The sequence below is a fragment of the Idiomarina piscisalsi genome (assembly GCF_003987095.1).
Taxonomy (GTDB): domain Bacteria; phylum Pseudomonadota; class Gammaproteobacteria; order Enterobacterales; family Alteromonadaceae; genus Idiomarina; species Idiomarina piscisalsi.
In genome coordinates this window covers 722,383-739,472 of sequence record NZ_PIQA01000001.1, presented here as the reverse complement: position 1 = coordinate 739,472, position 17,090 = coordinate 722,383, and the positions used below count along the sequence as shown (strand labels likewise).

Below are 17,090 nucleotides of genomic sequence, written 5' to 3'. Positions count from 1 at the left end.
GGGCCTCAACTACTCACCTCGGTTACATCTACTTTCAGTCTCAGCATCTGTCCAGGCTGCAGGTAACGGTTGCGTTGAATATTATTCCATTGCTCAATTTGGCGAATGGTCACGTTAAACTTATTAGCTATCCTTGCAAGAGAGTCTCCTGAACGTACGCGGTAATTAACCGTTCGAATAATACTGTTAACACTACTACGTACGACGGAAGAGGCCTCAGCTTCAGTCCAAACAACAAGCTCTTGCCCAGGTCTTAAGTAGTCTCCGGGCGCCATTGAATTCCATCGAGCTAGATCTCGTAGGTTGACGTCATAAGCACGACTGATATCCCAGAGAGTGTCACCCGACTGAACAATATAATCAATACGTTTGCCGTCGCGTTTTTGATCTTGACGGTTTTCACGGCGCTGATCTTGCGACAAGGTGTAATTTTCAAGGCCTAAGGTGGCAACAGGAACCAGTAAGTGCTCACCGGCGCGAATAATATGGCTGCTAATGTCGTTAAGCTGTTGAATGACATCGACAGAAGTATTGTATTTTTTTGATATCGTTAGCAGGCTTTCTCCTGACTTCACCTTGTGGTGCGTCCAGGAAAGCCAGTCTTTAGGCTCGGTCTCTTGTAATGCCAGGCTGAACTGCTCTGCATTTTCAGCCGGTAACAAAAAGCGGTGAGGGCCGTCAGGTGCTGTGGCCCAGCGGTTATAGCCCGAGTTAAATTGGTGCAGTTCTTCCAATGACAAATCAGCCATATCGGCCGCGAGGGCTAAGTCAATTTGCGCTGGAGCTTCTACTACTTCAAGCATTGGCTGATTTTCAATAGGGTACCAGGTAATACCGTACTTCTCGCTATTGGCTAAAATATCTGCCAAGGCTAATAATTTAGGAACATAAGCGCGAGTTTCACGCGGTAAGTCCAGGTTCCAGAAGTCGGTTGGTTTGCCGGCACGCTTGTTTCTTCGAATTGCATTGCCAACGCGCCCCTCACCTGAGTTATAAGCGGCCAAAGCATGCATCCAGTTGCCGTCGAAATAACGGTAGAGGGCTTCTAAATAATCCAGCGCAGCATGGGTCGCGGCAAACACGTCCCGGCGACCGTCGTACCACCAGTTAATATCTAAACCATATTGACGGGCTGTGCACGGAATAAATTGCCAAACACCGGATGCACTGCCATGAGAATAGGCGAACGGGTCAAACGCACTTTCGACAATAGGCAACAGCGCCAGATCAATAGGCATTTCACGGCGCTCTAATTCTTCAACGATAAGATGTAAATAAGGCTCTGCACGTTTAGCAACCCGGTCTAAATATTCAGGATGACTGGCGTACCAGTTTCGTTGACTTTGGACTCGTTGCACATTCGGCACGTCAAACACCAATTGTTGACGAATACGCTGCCACAGGTCGTCTTGTTCCTGCGGTGTCAACTGAACCGGCTCGGGCTCTTTTTTTGTTGTCGCTTCTGCAGTAACAATCGTTTCTTCAGGAACCGGTATCAGCTCTAAAGAGGTTTTTTCATGGTTAGTTTCTTGCTTTTTCTCAGCAAAGAAAAGGCCAGTGCTTTGGCATCCTGAAAGAGCGATAGCGCTTGTCAGTACACTTAATTTTAGCCAAGTTGTGCGGCTTCTTGTTATAACCATGAATTTTAAAACCCTGAATATGTTAAAACTTGGTAAAGTTTAAAGAATCAGCCGTTATCTTTCCACTGTCTAATAGTGTAAAAAACGTCCTCAGGGGCATTTTTTACACTTCCGGCATGTTCCGAAGCCGCTTTCATCACACTTTTCTGATCAAACCGTAAGAATGGGTTTATCGCTAACTCAAGGTTTAACGTACTTGGTAGAGTAATTTCATTTTGTTCGCGTAGCATTTTGACCTTTTCGGCATAACTTTTCAGTATCGGGTTGTCAGGTTCCACTTTTTGGGCGAAAGTTAAGTTAGCTTGTGTGTATTCATGTGCGCAAAAGACCCGAGTATCCCCCGGAAGCTGACGAAGCTTAAGTAACGACTGACTAAATTGCTCAGGCGTTCCCTCAAACATACGCCCACAGCCGCCGGAAAATAACGTGTCTCCACAAAACAGAAAGCCGGGCGTGTAAAAACTAATGTGATCAAGTGTGTGCCCCGGAGTTTCCATCACTTCCCAGTCAACGCCAGCCATTGAAAAACGCTCACCTTCTTGAACTGCCTGGGTAATTGTTTTTATCTCTGGGTTGTGCGGACCAATAACCGGACATGAGTATTTTTTAGTCAAGTCAGCGATACCGCCAGTATGATCATAATGATGGTGCGTGACGAAAATAGCGGTAATGGTTTTATTGTTTTCTTTCAGCCATTCAAAAACCGGAGTGGCTTCGCCGGGGTCAACAATAATGACGCCATCGTTTGTGTTTGTCTCAATAGCCCAAATGTAATTGTCGTCAAACGCACAAATAGGGTGAACTCGCATAGAAACCTCGATAACGCTAAGCTATGATGAGTTAGCGATAGTGACAGAATGCTCCCATAATACAGGATGACGCAGTGTTTATTAAACCGGCATATTCTAAGGTTCCGTTAAAGACACCTACACAGTGGAGCAGTCTGGCCTGCGGAGAGTTCATTAAGTCGCAAACCCGTGAGGTTATGCACCGTTATGAGCGCAAGATGAAGCCAGGCTGTCAGGTCATTGTCGGCAATTTGGGGGCAGAACTTCAGCAACAAGAGCATATAGACAGGGTTTCAGTGGCGCCATCAGGGCAGGCTGACATGTTAGGCATATTGACCGAGCTGCCAATAAAAACCGACAGTGTCGACACGTTAATTAGCCCCTTTACCCTTGAATTTCACCAACATCCCCACCAACTTTTAAGAGAGTACACGAGAGTATTGGACGATGACGGGGTATTGGTTCTAATGGGTTTTAACCCGGTCAGTCCGGCGGTAGCCAGTGGCTTTTTTGTGCGTCATGCAAAACCATTTCCCTGGTGTGGACGTTATTTTTCAATAGCAAGAATGAAAGATTGGCTGGCGCTTTTGGGGTTCGACGTAAAATACAGTGAATACTTCGTTCCTCATTTATTGCATAAAGCGGAGTTCCAGGGGTTGGATTGGTCCAGCTCGCTGTGTGAAAAAGTCAGGGTGTTTAATGCGGCTTATGTACTGGTCGCAACCAAACAAACATTGATTGGTCGAATTAATACGGTATCGACACGCAGAAAAGTGCGTTTATCAGGGCAGCAGCCCGCTACTGCCATGACATCGGACAGTTTCAAATTAGATAAGTCAAAGAGGTAAATTATGATTACGGCAAAAGAGCTGTGTGGAAAGGCGAAAGCAAACGTAAAGGAAGCGAATACGGAAGAACTTCAAAAAGCGATAGAGCAAGGCGCCAGAGTGATTGATGTGCGCGAACCTGCCGAATACAGCCAGGGACATATTCGTGAAGCTGTGAATATGCCACGTGGGGTTTTGGAAATGCAACTGAACCAACACCCTGATGTTGCTGGGTATGATGACGCATTAGAGCGTATATCGGAAAAGCCCCTGTATCTTATCTGTAAAACGGGTGGGCGCTCAGCGTTAGCTGCTGAGAGCCTTGAGCGCATGGGCTTTAATAACGTTTATAGCGTTGACGGCGGCATGACCGCATGGCAAGAAGAGAAACGTCCAGTCGTGGCGGGGGAGTAACTCACCTATTCAGGTTTAAACCCTGTATCTTCGAGTAAGGGCTCGCGACTGGCAGCGTCGCGGGCCAGCTCATCACAACGTTCGTTTTGAGGGTGCCCTGAATGGCCCTTTACCCATTGCCATTTTATTTTGTGGTTTTGAACTTGCTCGTCTAACTGAACCCAGAGATCCTGGTTTTTAACCGGTTTCTTTGCCGCTGTTTTCCAACCGTTTTTGCGCCACTTGGCCATCCACTGTTCAATGCCTTGTTTGACGTACTGGCTGTCGGTCGACAAAACAATATCGCAAGAGCGTTTCAGTGCTTTTAAAGCTACAATTGTTGCCATCATTTCCATGCGGTTATTGGTAGTTAACTTATAACCCTGGCTCATTTCCTTATGATGGGAGCCATATTCCATAACAATGCCGTAACCGCCGGGCCCCGGGTTGCCAAGACATGAGCCGTCAGTATAAATGTGAACAGTTTTTGAGTTGGGCATGTTAATTGGTACTATATTGAATGATTTCAGCCAGTATATCAGGAATTTTAAATGCGTCAGGTCGTTTTAGATACGGAAACCACGGGTATAGACCCTCAGAAAGGGCACAGAATTATCGAAATAGGCTGTGTTGAGCTTATTGACCGAAAGCTCACGGGGAATCATTTCCATGTATACATTAACCCTGAGCGAGTGGTGGAAGAAGAAGCCATAAAAATTCATGGTATTACCAACGATTTCTTAATCGATAAACCAGTGTTTGCTCAGGTTTGTGACGACTTTATTGAGTTTATTAAAGGCGCTCAGCTGGTTATTCACAATGCACCGTTTGACGTCGGGCATATGGACGCTGAGTTTTCGAGAATTAAGCCTTTCCCGGGCTTGACCAGCGACTTCAGTACGGTATTGGATACTTTGCAGCTGGCCCGGGAAATGCGCCCGGGCCAGAAAAACAACCTGGACGCTTTATGTCGTGCTTATGATGTCGACAACTCCTCGCGTGAGCTGCACGGGGCTCTACTCGATGCGGAAATACTGGCTGACGTTTACTTAATGATGACTGGCGGGCAAAGAGCCCTTAATTTGTCAGAAAACAAAAAGTCAGCTTCAGGTGTAGCTGGTGAAATTCAGCATCAGGCCATTGAAAACCGTCCTCCACTAAAGGTTTTGCGTGCATCAGCCGATGAAGAAGTATTGCATCAACAACGGCTTGATAAAGTTAAAGAAGAGGGTGGACGCTGTTTGTGGCTAGATTCGTAACTCAGTTTGGTTGGGCTGCACTGGTTCTGTTTTTGTTTAGCTGCTCGGTGACAGCGGTTCAGCAAACATCTGGCGCGTCAGACAAAGAGGAGGCTCTTAAAAAAGCGATGTCGCTGATTGAAGGCGATATGAGCAATAAACTTCCTATCGACGGTCAGCGCTTTCGAATTGATGAAAATGTTGATGAAATTACCCTGCTATTTTTCCGGGAGCCCGGCAGTAAGCCCTTAATATTAATTAAGCCTGACGGCAGCAAGTGGTATGACAGTCGTTATCCTACCGACCAAGTAACTTGGTATACCGATCCAAACTTCGACATTATTCGCATTAAAAATCCGCAGCCTGGTCCCTGGCAAGCGGCAGGGCGCATCGACGAAGAAAACAAAGCATTGGTTGTTTCCGATATTCGTTTCGAGGCCGACCCGTTGCCGGAACCGCTTTACCAAAATGAAGAGCTGAAGGTCGAGGGGCGACTATATAACGGTAAAGAAATTGTAGAAACCGCACGCTTTCGGCAAACAGTGACGCTCGACGTGCTTTTTATCAGCACCAATAATGCTGATTTTGATAACTTTGGGGCAACACCGGTACGAGTTGCGCAGTTCCTGGATAATGGGCGAGGTCATGACGAGCGTGTTGGTGACGGTGTGTTTACCGGCTTTTTCAACCTAGATGTTGAGCCCGGTCAGTGGGTGGCAACCTATGAAATGACCACACCGCTTTATGAGCGAGTCTTTGAGTTTGGTCCTTTGGTGGTAAAGCCACTGCCGGTGAATTTTGAGGTGATTGAGTCTGAAGCGGTCGAAGATGATCACCAGTTGAAAGTCACCGTTAATGATGAAGAAATAGATCCAAAAAGTTTGGTGGTTAATGGTGAAACGCAATTCCCCAATGGCGAAGTGCGTAAGTTTACCTTTAGTCAAGTTGATGAATTTCCTTATCAGGTGCCCATTGCGAATCTGGCTTTCGGGAAACACTTAATTGACATTGACATTTTTGCGACGACGTTGGACGGGCGTCAATTTGAAGCAAGGCTTGATGACTTTAGTTTTATTGCAACAGAGCCGCCGCCACCAGAGCCGACAGCGGCAGAAATAGCAGAGCAGCAGCGCATTGAAGCAGAGCGTCAGAGAGAAATAGAACGACAAGAGCGTCAAGCAAAAGAAAAGCAGGCGATGATGAACTTAATTATCATTGTCATGGTGAATGTATTGATAATTGCTATCGCCCTTTTTGCGCTATGGTGGTTTAAGTTCAGAAAGAAGAAAACTGATAAAAATGACGCTTAGTGGTCAAAAAACCGCAAAACTGAATATAAATCAGACAAACAGAAAAAATCTTTAAAAAAAGTGTTGACTCATTTGTCCCTCACTCGTAATATGCACGCCGCGTTGAGGGACATACTTCAACGCAGTACTGATGCGGAGTGGTAGTTCAGTTGGTTAGAATGCCGGCCTGTCACGCCGGAGGTCGCGGGTTCGAGTCCCGTCCACTCCGCCATTTAGTACATCCCCAAGAAATTTGCGGAGTGGTAGTTCAGTTGGTTAGAATGCCGGCCTGTCACGCCGGAGGTCGCGGGTTCGAGTCCCGTCCACTCCGCCATTTTTCTTAAGTGCGAATCAGCACAAGATAAATATCACTTCTTCTATCGAAATATTCCCAATACCGCCTTTGCGGCTTTGTTATCGCCTGTTTTCTGGCGCCGTTTCTACCTTCTGCTTTTTACCTCTAATAATGGGCTTTTTGACGTTTACCCCTTGAGCAAGCGCTCATACAGGGCTAGAGTAATGGCACAAAAATCACAATGACAAGAAACAGTGGGAGTTATCCATGCGTAAAACATTATTAGCCGTTGCAATTGGTGCTGCGGTATCACTCGGCGCCTGTAGCGATGCGAGTAAGCCGTCAAATACTGAAAACAGCTCTGCGAAAGCTGAAAGCAGCCAGGAAGCGACAGCAATGAACCCATTCTTCGAAGCCAGCCCGTTGCTTTATCAAGCACCTGACTTCGATGCAATTGAGCTTAAACACTTCAAGCCTGCTTTTGAGCGTGGCATGAAAGAGCATATGGAAGAAATTGAAGCCATTGCGACCAACTCTGAAGAACCAATGTTTGAAAACACTATTGTTGCGATGGAAAAGTCTGGCGCAATTCTTGGTCGTGTAAGCTCTGTATTCTATAACTTGTCTTCGTCACACTCGAATGACCAAATTCGCGAACTACAAGCTGAACTTGCACCCAAAATGGCGGCTCATGGTGACAACATTAGCTTAAACCCAGACTTGTTTGCTCGAATCAAAACCTTATACGAACAGCGCGATGAGCTGGAATTAAATGGTGAAGAAAAGCGCCTTCTGGAAGAAACCTATAAAGACTTCGTTCGTTCAGGTGCACTCCTAAACGAAGATGAGAAAGCGCAAATTCGTGAAATCAATGAGCAGCTTTCAAGCCTGACTAACGAATTCCGCGATGGTTTAATGTCGCTGACCCAAGAAACCGTTGTGTTTGTTGACGACAAAGAAAAGTTGGCAGGCTTAAGTGATAGCCGTATTGAGAGTCTGGCGAATGCAGCGAAAAGCCGCGATAAAGAAGGCCAATATGCCATTGTTCTGACGAACACTACACGCCAGTCTATCTTAGCGGAGCTGGAAAACCGTGAATTGCGCCAACAAGTTTGGGAAGCGTCAGCGAACCGTGGTACTGGCAACACGGAAACCGATCAAAACCCATTGGTTAAACAGTTAGTTAAGCTGCGTGCTGATAAAGCGCAACTTTTGGGCTACAACTCTTGGGGTGACTATGTTCTGGAAACGAACATGGCAGGTAACCCTGATGCGGCGAAGAAAATGCTGCGCGACTTAGTGCCTGCGGTAGTTTCAAATGTAGAGCGTGAAGCGGCGGAAATTCAGGCCGCGATTGAAGCCGACGGTAAAGATTTCGAACTGAAGCCTTGGGACTGGTTCTACTACGCTGAGAAAGTGCGTGCTGAGAAGTATTCACTCGATTCTGATGAAGTGAAAAAATACTTCGAGTTTAATCGTGTATTAGAAGACGGTGTTTTCTATGCGATGGGTGAACTATTTGGTATTACGTTTGAAGAACGTAACGACATCCCTGTGTATCAGGAAGATGTCAAAGTTTATGAAGTGTTTGATGTTGACGGTAGCAGCTTAGGTCTTTTCTATGCCGACTACTTCGCTCGTGACAGCAAGCGCGGTGGCGCCTGGATGAGTTCATTCCGTACTCAGTCTGAGCTGATGAACCAAAAGCCTGTTATTCTAAACAACATGAACATTACCAAAGCTCCTGAGGGCGAACCTACGTTCCTGAGCTTTGATGAAGTATCGACTATGTTCCACGAAATGGGACACGCACTTCATGGTATGTTCTCAGATGTTACTTATCCTTCATTAGCGGGTACATCTGTATCTCGTGACTATGTAGAGTTTCCTTCAACTTTCCAGGAAGATTGGATGTTGAATGAAAAAGTGATTAATAACTTTGCAAAGCACTACGAAACGGGCGAACAAATTCCACAAGAGTTGCTGGACAAAGTATTAGCTGCACGTAACTTTAACCAAGGCTTTGATACTTTAGAGTACGTAGCGGCTGCTTTACTCGACCTTGAATACCATACGGTTGAGCCGGGTACTGAAATTAAGGACGTGCAAGCGTTTGAGAAAGAAGCACTGGAGCGTAATGGTGTATTGGTTGAAGCGGTTCCACCACGTTACCGTTCAACTTACTTTGCACACGTTTTCGCAGGCGGTTACTCTGCCGGCTACTATGCTTACATGTGGAGTGAAGTACTAGCAGCCGATGCGTTCAAACACATGAACAATAACGGTGGTTTAACGCTGGAAAATGGTCAAGCATTCCGAAAAGAGATTTTGTCTCAGGGGAACAGCAAAGACCCAATGCAGCAGTACATCGACTGGCGTGGTCAAGAGCCAACGGTTGAAGCACTGTTGGAACGTCGCGGTTTGACAGATCCAAGCATTGATTAATCTGCCATAATTACGACTGAATAGTCGCTATAAAAAGCCACTGGCGTTATCATCGTCAGTGGCTTTTTTGTATCTACAAGGCGAGGCAAGTAATGAAAGAGCGTATTGTGATTGTTGGTGGCGGTGCAGGCGGGCTTGAGTTAGCAACACAGTTAGGTCGCAAATTGGGTCGTAACGGCAAGGCTCAAATTACCCTGATAGACCGCAATACAACACATCTTTGGAAGCCACTACTTCATGAAGTGGCTTCAGGGGCTTTGGACTCCCGACTTGCCGAAGTTGATTACCGGGGGCAAAGTGCCCGCGAAGGGTTTCAGTTTTTAATTGGTACTCTGGAGTATGTGGATAAAGAAGCGAAGACTGTCACGCTTGCCGCAATTAATAATAACGAGGGCGAAGAAGTTTTAAGCTCACGGGACGTGCCTTACGACCGTTTGATTTTAGCCCTTGGCAGTGTCACCGCAGACTTTGGAACTCCCGGTGTGCAAGACAACTGTTATTTTCTGGACTCACTAAAGCAAGCCGATGCGTTCCATAGTGAATTACTGAATGAATTTTTAAAAGTGAACCAAGCATTAGAAGACGGAAAAGATGCTGAGTTGTCGTTGGCTATTGTCGGCGGTGGCGCAACGGGCGTTGAATTGGCCGCCGAGCTTATTCATTCGGTCTCACTCCTGTCTATTTATGGTCTTAAACATCTGGATAAAACCCATTTTAAAGTTCGTTTGATTGAAGCCGGTGAACGGCTATTACCCGCATTACCAGAGCGGTTATCGAACTCGGTTCTGAAAAAGCTTCGTAAGCTGGGTGTGGAAGTCATTTTGAGTAACCCGGTAAAAGAAGTAACGAAAAACGAGCTTTGCTTATCCGAAGGCGAACCCGTAAGAGCCGATATGATGGTTTGGGCAGCGGGTGTCAGAGCACCTGATATTACTCAATCGTGGAACCTAAACACCAGAAAGAATAATCAAATTGAGGTAAACGAGTACCTTCAGTCGATATCTGATAGCGCAATATACGCAATTGGCGACTGTGCGGCTTGCCGAATTGATAACGAACGCTGGGTACCGCCACGCGCTCAATCAGCCCACCAAATGGCAGAGTGCTTATACAAAAATATCTTGCGAGAGTACGGCGGACGTGAGCCTAAGCCGTTTCGCTATAAAGACCGGGGCTCGTTAGTTTCACTGAGTCGTTTTTCTGCCGTTGGTAATTTAATGCAAAGTAAAAGTGTGTCGATGTCGATTGAAGGCACGCTGGCACGTTGGGCTTACGCGAGCTTGTACCGCATGCATCAGCGGGCATTGCACGGCTGGTGGAAAATGTTTTTGATATTGCTGGTGGACAAGTTAAATCATGCGGTGAAACCACGCTTGAAGTTGCATTGACGATATACTTCAGTAGTCGCATCAGGCACAATATGGCGTCTGATATTAGAATAAAAACGTAAACTGAAACGGCGAAATGACAGCACCAAATTTTATCCATTTACGCATTCATAGCGACTTCTCCATGGTTGACGGCTTAGCAAAAGTTGGCCCTATCTGTGAAGCGGTAGCTGACGCAGGTATGCCGGCATTGGCCATGACTGACCAAATGAACTTTTGTGGCTTGGTTCGCTACTACGGTACGGCTCATAAGCTGGGGTTAAAACCTATTATAGGTTGTGACCTGTGGGTGCAACACAGTTATCCGGAGGGTGAAATTTTTCGCCTGACGGCATTGGCAATGGATAACGACGGGTATCAACAAATTACGCAGTTGATGTCTAAAGCGTACCTGAGAGGGCACATTGCAGACAAACCGGTTATCGATAAAGACTGGCTAAAAGAGCATAACCAGGGCGTTATTCTGCTCTCCGGCGCTCGGGAAGGCGACATTGGTCATGCCTTACTTAAAAATAACGATAAAGAGCTCGACGCCGCACTGGACTTCTATCAAGAATATTTTCCCGACCGTTTTTACCTTGAGCTGATTAGAACAGGCCGACCAAAAGAGGAAGACTACCTCCATAAAGCGGTGAAGCTGGCGGGCGAGACTCAGTTACCGGTGGTGGCGACAAACGAAGTGGTCTTTTTAAAAGAAGAAAACTTTGACGCGCACGAAATTCGAGTCGCTATTCATGACGGGTATCAGTTAGAAGACCGCCGTCGTCCGAAAAAGTATTCGCCGCAACAATATTTAAGAACGCCGGAAGAAATGGCAGAGCTATTCTCTGACATTCCCGAGGCACTTGAGAACACCGTTGAAATTGCAAAGCGTTGTAATGTGACGGTTCGCCTGGGTGAATACTTCCTGCCGAAATTCCCGACAGGCGATATGACTACTGAAGACTATCTGGTTAAGGTGTCTGAAGAAGGGCTTGAAGACCGACTTGAGTTTTTATTTCCCGACCCGGAAGAGCGGGCCGCTAAACGACCTGAATATGACGAGCGTCTGAAAGAAGAGCTTAACGTCATTAATGGTATGGGCTTTCCTGGCTACTTCCTTATCGTTATGGAATTTATTCAGTGGAGTAAAGACAACGGCATCCCCGTTGGTCCCGGACGGGGCTCTGGTGCTGGCTCATTAGTTGCTTATGCATTAAAAATTACCGACCTGGATCCGCTGGAATTTGACCTGCTTTTCGAACGATTCCTGAATCCCGAACGGGTTTCAATGCCTGACTTTGACGTCGATTTTTGTATGGATCGCCGCGATGAGGTTATTGATCACGTTGCCGATTTGTACGGCCGCGAGGCGGTATCACAAATTATTACCTTCGGTACTATGGCCGCAAAGGCAGCAATTCGAGACGTAGGGCGTGTTCTGGGACATCCTTACGGTTTTGTTGATCGCATATCAAAGTTAGTGCCCGGCGATCCGGGAATGACACTGGAAAAAGCGTTTGAGATAGAGCCTCAGCTTGGTGAAGCGTACGACCAGGACGGTGAGGTTAAAGCTATTATTGATATGGCGCGGATTCTAGAGGGGGTTACCCGTAACGCCGGTAAACACGCCGGTGGTGTGGTTATTTCGCCAACGACTATCACCGACTTTTCGCCGCTGTATTGCGATGATGAAGGCAAGAACCCGGTTACTCAGTTTGATAAAAACGATGTCGAATCGGCCGGTTTGGTTAAGTTTGACTTCTTAGGCTTAAGAACACTGACCATTATTCAGTGGGCTGTCGATATGGTGAACGTTCGCAAAGAGAAAGCGGGTGAAGAGCTTATCGATATAACGGCCATTGATTTGACCGACCCGGCGTGTTTCAAACTACTGAAAAAAGCCGAAACAACAGCCGTCTTCCAGCTGGAATCCCGCGGTATGAAAGAGCTGATTAAGAAGCTGCTGCCGGATTCTTTTGAAGATATTATCGCATTGGTTGCTTTGTTCCGACCGGGTCCTTTGCAGTCGGGCATGGTCGATAACTTCATTGACCGTAAGCATGGTCGGGAAGAAATCTCTTATCCTGATGTTAAGTATCAGCACGACAGCCTTCAGCCAATTCTTGAGCCAACGTACGGTGTCATTTTGTACCAAGAGCAGGTCATGCAAATTGCTCAGGTTTTAGCTGGTTATACACTTGGCGGCGCTGACCTTTTACGTCGAGCTATGGGTAAGAAAAAGCCCGAAGAAATGGCGAAACAGCGAGAGATATTCCGAGAGGGCGCGGCCAAGAACAATATTGATCCAGAGTTGGCGATGAAGATCTTCGACTTGGTAGAGAAGTTCGCAGGCTACGGGTTTAACAAATCACACTCCGCTGCCTATGCCTTAGTTTCCTATCAAACCTTGTGGATGAAAACGCATTATCCCGCTGAGTTCATGGCGGCGGTTATGTCGGCGGATATGGACAATACCGACAAAATTGTCACTCTGGCTGACGAATGTGAGCGAATGGGGCTCAAGTTATTGCCGCCAGACGTCAACAAGGGCGAATACAAGTTCACGGTCGACGAACAGCAGCGAGTGGTTTACGGCATTGGCGCCATTAAAGGTGTTGGGGAAGCTCCCATTGAGTCAATCATTCAGGCCAGAAATGACGGTGGTCCGTTCAAAGACTTATTCGACTTCTGCTGTCGGGTGAACTTGAAGAAAATGAATAAACGGGTGCTGGAGCGCTTAATTCGGGCAGGGGCCATGGACAATTTAGGTCCCCACCGAGCGGCGCTTATGGCGACGCTGGAAAAAGCCATTCGCCAGGCAGAGCAGCATTTGCAGGCAGAGCAAATTGGTCAGTCAGATATGTTTGGTGTGCTGACTACCGAGCCTGAAGCGGTCGAGCAGGAGTTTGTGCAGGTACGCCAATGGCCAGAAGCAGTGTGGCTGGAAGGCGAACGGGAAACCCTTGGGCTTTACCTGACAGGCCACCCAATTAACCGCTTTAGAAGTGAGTTGAAACACTATGTGTCAAATACTCTGTCTAATGTCGGCCCGACACCGAAAGATCAAAGCGTTGCTATTGCCGGACTCGTTATAGATATTCGCGTGCTGACAAATAAACGAGGTCAGCGTTTTGCTATAGTGACCTTAGATGACAAAACGGCGCGCATGGATGTACGATTATTCAGCAATGAATACGAAAGTTATCAAGAATTGCTCGAAAAAGACCGAATTTTGTGGGTAAAAGGTGAGGTCAGATTTGATAACTTTAGTAATAGCAATACAATGACCGCTAGAGAAGTGATGGGTATCGAGCAAGCGCGTGAGAGTTATTTGCGTAGTTTGTCGATAACGCTGACGGAAGATGCACTTGAAAATGGTGTGGCAGGCAAGCTGGAAACAGTGCTAGAGCCTTACGCAAAAGGAACCTGTCCAATAAAGCTTCGTTATAACTCGTCTTACGCGAGAGCGGAATTGTCAGTGGAAGCGAATTGGTATGTCACGCCATCGGATGAATTAATAGACGAATTACAGAACTTGCTGGGAAATCAGCAGGTTTCACTCGAATTTTAAAGGAAATGACAGCGAATGAGCCTTAATTTTCTGGATTTTGAACAGCCAATAGCAGAGCTCGAAGCGCAGATTGAAGAGTTAAAGTCAGTCGGCAAGCGCGGCGAGCTCGATATTAATATTGAAGAAGAAGTTCAGCGTTTAACCAAGAAGAGTCAGGAGCTCACCGAGAAAATCTTTTCTGATTTAGGTGCCTGGCAGGTTGCGCAACTTGCTCGCCATCCCCTGCGTCCGTACACACTGGACTACATTCGGATGATTTTTACCGAGTTTGATGAGCTTGCGGGCGACCGAACCTTTGCAAATGACGAAGCTATTGTCGGTGGTATGGCTCGTCTTGATGGCAAACCTGTTATGGTGATTGGCCAGCAAAAAGGTCGCGAGACTAAAGAGAAAATTCGCCGTAATTTTGGTATGCCAAAACCTGAAGGCTATCGTAAAGCGCTGCGTTTAATGGAAACCGCTGAACGTTTCAATTTACCGATTATTACCTTTATTGATACGCCAGGAGCCTACCCAGGTATTGGTGCTGAAGAGCGTGGCCAGAGCGAGGCTATTGCCCGTAACTTAAAAGTTATGTCGCGACTAAATGTACCTATTATTTGCACTGTTATTGGTGAAGGCGGCTCGGGCGGTGCTTTAGCTATTGGTGTTGGCGACAAAGTGAATATGTTGCAATACAGCACCTACTCGGTTATTTCACCGGAAGGTTGCGCATCCATTTTGTGGAAAAGTGCCAGTAAAGCGCCATTGGCGGCAGAAGCTATGGGTGTTACGGCACAGCGCAGTAAAGAGCTCGGACTTATCGATGCCGTTATACCTGAACCGTTAGGTGGAGCACACCGTCATGCCGAAGAAATGGCGATTCGCTTGAAGAAACAGCTTCTGTCAGACGTTAAGTCTCTGGAAGGGCTAAGTAAGTCTGAACGCTTAGATCAGCGTTACAAAAAGCTGATGTCGTTTGGGTACTGCTAAGTATAATGATGACTGATGCGCTTTATGAGCGTTTCTTAGCAGCTATTAATAAACTCTCTCTGCAGCCAGGGCAGCAACTTGTTGCTGCTTTAGGTGGCGGGGCTGACTCACAGACTATCCTCGACTTATTGATGCGCTTTCGGCGCGACAACCCACAGTACCGATATTTAGCTATTCATCTGGACCATAGCTTTCATCCCGACTCAGGCCGGTGGTCTGACACTATTCATGAAGCGGCAAAAGCTTATGGTATTGATACCATTTTCGAGCCCCTTGAAGTGCCGATGAAAACTCGCGTGAGCAAGGAAGCTATTGGTCGCGAACTTCGCTATAAAAGACTGGCTGAGCTGACAGAGCCAAACGCCGTGCTGCTGGTAGGTCAGCATAAGAATGATCAAATAGAAACATTCTTGTTGCAGTTAAAGCGAGGCAGTGGTCCTAAAGGCTTGGCGTCTATGGCCGAGATTCAGCCCTGGGAGGGCGAGCGCACACTCTGTCGACCGTTACTGACAACCAGTAAGGACGAAATTTTAGAGTACGCAGCGCACCACCAGCTTACCTGGATAGAAGACGACACCAACTACGATACGACAATAGAGCGTAACTTCTTACGACATGAGGTTATTCCAACGCTTGAAAACCGCTGGCCACACTTTGGTATGAGTGTTATACGCTCTGCCAGACTTTGTGCGGAACAACAGGACGTCATGGATGAACTCCTTTTGGAAAAATTGCATGCCGCACAGCAGACACAAAGTTCAGATTGTTTCCCGTTGTCGTTACTTAAAAATACATCGGCGGCAATGCAACGAGCACTATTGCGTACCTGGCTTCAGCAATTAGGCAAAAGTTTGCCAAGTTACGAGCAACTTGAACAAATTCGCCGGCAAAGCTTGAATGTTCGGTTAGATACGCAGCTGGCAATTAATTGCCAGGGCTATTCGGTTCGTTATTTTAAAAGTGCGCTCTGGGTTGATGACGGTGTTCCTGAGCTGTTCTCTGACGTGGCGATCTCGGAGCCAATAACGCACTTCGGCCAGTGGGGTATACTGCAGATTGCGGAAGATGTAATAACAGAATCAGAGACTCTTACAGTGAGCTTAACTCACCCAAAAGGTAAGTTAGGTAAACCCGGCAGAGAAGGACGAAAAAAACTGACAGACTGGTTTAAAGAATGCGGCTTAGCGCCTTGGTTAAGACAACGCGTACCTGTTTTGCAGGTCAACGAGCATGACGTTTGGACACCCGTTACCGGCTGGTTAACTCCAGCGCCGGAAAGTCATAGTGTACCCACAGTAAGTCCAAGCTGGCAAACCACTTTAGAATGGCTTAGCAACTCTTAGTTAGCTATAGAGCGCAGCGATTTAGCCTCGTATAAGCGTTTATCGACTTCATCAAGGACATCATCGGCTGTGTGAAAGCTTTCCATCTGCAAAGAGCCTGAACTAAAAGCAACATTCAAAGACATTAACTTTGAGTCGTGACTAATCGCTTTTTCCAAACGTTCAATAATATCATTTACCTGGCTTTTGGGTGTATCTTCCAATACCAACACAAACTCATCACCGCCGTAACGGAACACACGGTCAGTGTCTCGAAGCTGATGTTTTATGAGCTGCGCAAATTGTTTTAAGACTTCGTCGCCAAGTTGGTGACCGAAGTTATCATTAACCTGCTTAAAGTTGTCCATATCGATAAGTACGATACTGACATCTTTTTGAGGGGCACGTTTAAGTTTAGCAGTAATGTGTGCCAAAGTTTCATCGAGCAGAGAACGGTTACCAACACCAGTTAGATGATCTTTTACTGCGGCTTGGCGCACTTTTGAGTAAGCCATCGCATTACTCAGAGGAAAGGTTAGCTGCTTATGCATTTGCTCCAGGCGCAGCTTAACCGCGTAAGATGCAGGTTGTTTGAACTGATAAAGCATTTGACCCAGGTATTGGTCATCAGCGTAAAGCATGACAGCATACTCAAAGTTACTTTCGTCATATTGGCCGTGTAGGTTAATGACTTGGTCATCGGAGACAAACTGCATGGCTTTTACCGGTAAGCGCTCGAGCACAGCATGACTGTATATTGACAGCATAGAAGTAATATCCAGCGTTGTTTGTAATTTCTCTGTCAATGATGACGAGTTTGCCTTTATATCCTCACTTGAGGTGAGCTGGCTGACTAACGCCTGAGTTTTGTTAATAGCTGAGCTTAACCGGTCTCTAATTACAGCTTTACTTAACATTTGCCTTTTAACTCCAGTGAAAT

At 46.6% G+C, this 17,090-nt stretch carries 13 protein-coding genes and 2 tRNA genes; 11 read left to right on the top strand and 4 right to left on the bottom strand.

The window, feature by feature from the left end:
• Window positions 1–5: 5 nt before the first annotated feature.
• Both CWI73_RS03660 and gloB read right to left on the bottom strand, forming a co-directional pair.
• Window positions 6–1,640, bottom strand: a complete 1,635-nt coding sequence (locus CWI73_RS03660; protein ID WP_126751589.1) for a lytic transglycosylase — start codon at window positions 1,638–1,640, stop codon at window positions 6–8.
• A gap of 47 nt (window positions 1,641–1,687) precedes the next feature.
• Window positions 1,688–2,449: a hydroxyacylglutathione hydrolase gene (gloB, locus tag CWI73_RS03655; RefSeq protein WP_126751588.1), complete on the bottom strand. Its 762-nt coding sequence runs from the start codon at window positions 2,447–2,449 to the stop codon at window positions 1,688–1,690.
• Window positions 2,450–2,523: 74 nt separating this feature from the next.
• Here gloB and CWI73_RS03650 point away from each other — a divergent pair, with 74 nt between their 5' ends.
• Both CWI73_RS03650 and CWI73_RS03645 read left to right on the top strand, forming a co-directional pair.
• Window positions 2,524–3,276, top strand: a complete 753-nt coding sequence (locus CWI73_RS03650) for a class I SAM-dependent methyltransferase (protein WP_126751587.1) — start codon at window positions 2,524–2,526, stop codon at window positions 3,274–3,276.
• 3 nt (window positions 3,277–3,279) lie between these two features.
• A complete protein-coding gene (locus CWI73_RS03645) occupies window positions 3,280–3,669 on the top strand; it encodes a rhodanese-like domain-containing protein (RefSeq protein ID WP_058578834.1) in 390 nt (129 codons plus the stop codon).
• A 5-nt stretch (window positions 3,670–3,674) separates the two neighbouring features.
• Here CWI73_RS03645 and rnhA read toward each other — a convergent pair whose 3' ends face one another.
• Window positions 3,675–4,148 (bottom strand): ribonuclease HI, encoded by a 474-nt coding sequence (rnhA, locus tag CWI73_RS03640; protein ID WP_126751586.1) that lies wholly within the window; start codon window positions 4,146–4,148, stop codon window positions 3,675–3,677.
• A gap of 51 nt (window positions 4,149–4,199) precedes the next feature.
• Between rnhA and dnaQ the strand changes: the two genes are divergently transcribed.
• The 9 genes from dnaQ (at window position 4,200) to tilS (ending at window position 16,171) form a co-directional block, all read left to right on the top strand.
• Window positions 4,200–4,907, top strand: coding sequence for a DNA polymerase III subunit epsilon (dnaQ, locus tag CWI73_RS03635; RefSeq protein WP_053952470.1), 708 nt, complete (start codon window positions 4,200–4,202; stop codon window positions 4,905–4,907).
• A complete protein-coding gene (locus tag CWI73_RS03630) occupies window positions 4,892–6,196 on the top strand; it encodes a TIGR03503 family protein (protein WP_241968814.1) in 1,305 nt (434 codons plus the stop codon). Before dnaQ ends, CWI73_RS03630 begins: the two co-directional genes overlap by 16 nt.
• 134 nt (window positions 6,197–6,330) lie before the next feature.
• Window positions 6,331–6,407 (top strand) — tRNA-Asp (locus CWI73_RS03625).
• Window positions 6,408–6,432: 25 nt separating this feature from the next.
• A tRNA-Asp gene (locus CWI73_RS03620) sits at window positions 6,433–6,509 on the top strand.
• Between the two features lie 228 nt (window positions 6,510–6,737).
• Window positions 6,738–8,915, top strand: coding sequence for a M3 family metallopeptidase (locus CWI73_RS03615; RefSeq protein ID WP_126751585.1), 2,178 nt, complete (start codon window positions 6,738–6,740; stop codon window positions 8,913–8,915).
• A gap of 92 nt (window positions 8,916–9,007) precedes the next feature.
• Window positions 9,008–10,303 carry an NAD(P)/FAD-dependent oxidoreductase gene (locus CWI73_RS03610; RefSeq protein WP_126751584.1) on the top strand — a complete coding sequence of 432 codons (1,296 nt, stop codon included), beginning with the start codon at window positions 9,008–9,010 and terminating at the stop codon, window positions 10,301–10,303.
• Window positions 10,304–10,379: 76 nt separating this feature from the next.
• Window positions 10,380–13,856: a DNA polymerase III subunit alpha gene (dnaE, locus tag CWI73_RS03605; protein ID WP_126751583.1), complete on the top strand. Its 3,477-nt coding sequence runs from the start codon at window positions 10,380–10,382 to the stop codon at window positions 13,854–13,856.
• A 15-nt stretch (window positions 13,857–13,871) separates the two neighbouring features.
• Entirely contained in the window at window positions 13,872–14,828 is a 957-nt protein-coding gene (gene accA / locus CWI73_RS03600) for an acetyl-CoA carboxylase carboxyl transferase subunit alpha (protein WP_058578840.1), read from the top strand.
• A 5-nt stretch (window positions 14,829–14,833) separates the two neighbouring features.
• Window positions 14,834–16,171, top strand: coding sequence for a tRNA lysidine(34) synthetase TilS (gene tilS, locus CWI73_RS03595; RefSeq protein ID WP_126751582.1), 1,338 nt, complete (start codon window positions 14,834–14,836; stop codon window positions 16,169–16,171).
• On the opposite strand, the gene CWI73_RS03590 is transcribed toward tilS, so the two are convergent.
• Window positions 16,168–17,067 (bottom strand): GGDEF domain-containing protein, encoded by a 900-nt coding sequence (locus CWI73_RS03590; RefSeq protein ID WP_126751581.1) that lies wholly within the window; start codon window positions 17,065–17,067, stop codon window positions 16,168–16,170. The two genes, tilS and CWI73_RS03590, sit on opposite strands and share 4 nt — an antisense overlap.
• Between the last annotated feature and the right edge of the window lie 23 nt (window positions 17,068–17,090).